At 44.6% G+C, this 2,326-nt stretch carries 3 protein-coding genes; 2 read left to right on the forward strand and 1 reads right to left on the reverse strand.

Annotation, left to right across the window (positions count from 1 at the left end; all coding sequences use genetic code 11):
• Window positions 1-1,054, reverse strand: a 1,054-nt coding sequence (locus tag NJ959_RS28725; RefSeq protein ID WP_254015177.1) for an aromatic ring-hydroxylating dioxygenase subunit alpha, incomplete at its 3' end; no start/stop codon positions are given.
• Between the two features lie 206 nt (window positions 1,055-1,260).
• Here NJ959_RS28725 and NJ959_RS28730 point away from each other — a divergent pair.
• Window positions 1,261-1,857, forward strand: a complete 597-nt coding sequence (locus tag NJ959_RS28730; RefSeq protein ID WP_254015178.1) for a Uma2 family endonuclease — start codon at window positions 1,261-1,263, stop codon at window positions 1,855-1,857.
• Window positions 1,858-2,019: 162 nt separating this feature from the next.
• Window positions 2,020-2,326, forward strand: a 307-nt coding sequence (locus NJ959_RS28735; protein ID WP_254015179.1) for an MFS transporter, incomplete at its 3' end; no start/stop codon positions are given.

Consider the following 2,326-nt stretch of genomic DNA (forward strand, 5'->3'; position numbering starts at 1 on the left):
CCCTAGCCCTAGCCCCATTCCCCTCTTCCGATTGTCGGACTATCAACCGCTGAATGGCAATAATGGCCGGGTTAATTTCCACATAGCGGCGTTGGGGATTTTTCAGATAGGTTTGTTGTTCTGTTTCCATCATCTCAATATCTTGGTTGAGAAATCGCATGAATACGAACTTTTCCAAAAACTGTTGCAGGAGTCGTTTCCCTATCTGAGGTAACCATTGTGGCAAGCGGATTTTGAAGAAGAATAGGGCAAAAGATCTACTTTGAGTTGGACTAACGGGTAGGCGCATCAGGTATAGGGTGGAAACTCCTTCTAAATTGCTGTAGTAATGGGGATAGCGATATTGTACCGAAATGGTGCGGGTGGTGACTTCCTTGGCATCGTCGCTCAAACCTAACCACTTCGCCATAGTGCCTTTGTAGGACACATCATATTCGGCACAAACTGTATTGTCAGTTTCCCGTAAACTTTTCAGAATCGGATCGAACCAGCCTTGCAGGTTTTCGTGGAGAAATCCGTGGAATACATCCATTGAGTTTTCGTTGCAGATAGAAAAATGCGCCCCCATTTTGCCTGTTACTGGTGCCATAAACCAGTCTGGGTTATCGAATTCGACGATATCTGGTATCTGTTTGCTCTCTGCTAGAGCTGAATCTCCTGGAAAAATCCAGATTATATTATATTTTTCTTGAATTGGGTAGCTTTTGGCTGTGGCACAGGGTAATTTTTGTCCTGCTGGCAGGTAGGGAATACTGACACAGTTACCTGCCCCGTCAAATTCCCAACCATGATATCGACAAGCCAAGTTTTCACCTTGGACGATGCCTTTGTGGAGGGCAACACCTTTGTGGGGACAAGCATCCTCTAGGGCATGGAGTTGACCCATTGTATCGCGATAAACTGCGATCGCCTCTTGCCAAATCGTGACAGGCATAATTTCCCCTGGCTTAAGTTGGTTTGCCCAACCCACCGCATACCAATAATTGGGGTTAATCCCTACTTCTCGTACTGCGTTACGCACAGTTTGACCCTTTAGGGTTGTCGCTAGTTCCATCACTCCTGCCTCTTGTCGCTTTTTTATTTAATCGTATTCATCTCGATCTATATATGATAGGGAGTAAAGCATCAACTTGGAACTACAGCATTTTTCAGGTACGTGAGGTACAAAGAAACCCGGTTTCTTAAAGAAACCGGGTTTCTGGGGCGTACTTCATAAACGGGCAATCTCCTGTAAGTTGTAAATAAGTAAATGGAAATATTATGACAACAGCAATTTTAGCTAAACCCAAACAGGTACAACCTTTGTTATTTGAAGGGTTGACTTGGCGGGAATTCAAAGCCGTTGAGCAATTGCTACATCAGCCCGGATACCGACTCTCTTTTTTAGATGGAATTTTGGAGATTAGACTGATGCCAGGTGAACCACATGAAACAGTGAAAGGAAGAATAGGCGCATTATTGGAACTTTACCTCCTGATGGCGGGATTTGATTTCACACCAACTGAATCAATGACGCTGGAAAGCGAAGGTGGCAAAGTAAAACGAGAGGCGGATAAATCCTACAAACTTGCCCCCGGTAGATTCCGTCCCGATTTAGCGATTGAAGTAGTATTTAGTAGTGGCGGAGTTGACAAATTGGAATTCTACAAGCGGCTGAGAATTCCTGAAGTATGGTTTTGGGATGATGGTGTGCTGGAAGTTTATCATCTCCGGGAAGAGGGTGAAGAGTTGCACTATGAAAAGATTACTCAGAGTGAGGAAGTGCCGGGGATAAATTTTGAGTTATTGTTACGCTGCATTAATATGGCGAATCATGTGGAAGCGATCAAAACTTTTCAACAGGGAATCCAGAAATAGTAGGAATTTTAATTATCATTTTGGTCTTTTCATCTCTGGGTGCGTTAGCAAAGCGTAACGCACCCTACAGATATCGGAATCTCAATGGCACTGTTAAACGTCGTACTTTGTAAATCTAGCGCTATGCGGTAGAGTTGTCAAAAGTTTTAGGTATGTTAACTTATGTTTCGAGATTCCAGGCTTTTAGTGCTGTTGGCAGCGGGTTCCCTTACCACGATGGCGGGGGGAGTTGTCGCCCCAGTGCTACCAGATATGGTAGATCAATTGCACCTCAATCCAGCGTTTGCCGGGAATCTAGTTAGTATACACTGCCTGACTATTGGTTTATTTAGCCCGCCACTAGGGATTTTGGCAGATAAGATTGGTAGATTGCGGGTGCTAATCCCTTGCCTGATTCTCTATGCGGTGTTTGGTATCGCGGGGGCTTTTTTCCAGGAATTAGTGCCTTTGTTGGTAGTGCGGGGGTTAC

It is taken from the genome of Limnofasciculus baicalensis BBK-W-15 (assembly GCF_024178385.1).
GTDB classification, from domain to species: domain Bacteria; phylum Cyanobacteriota; class Cyanobacteriia; order Cyanobacteriales; family Coleofasciculaceae; genus Limnofasciculus; species Limnofasciculus baicalensis.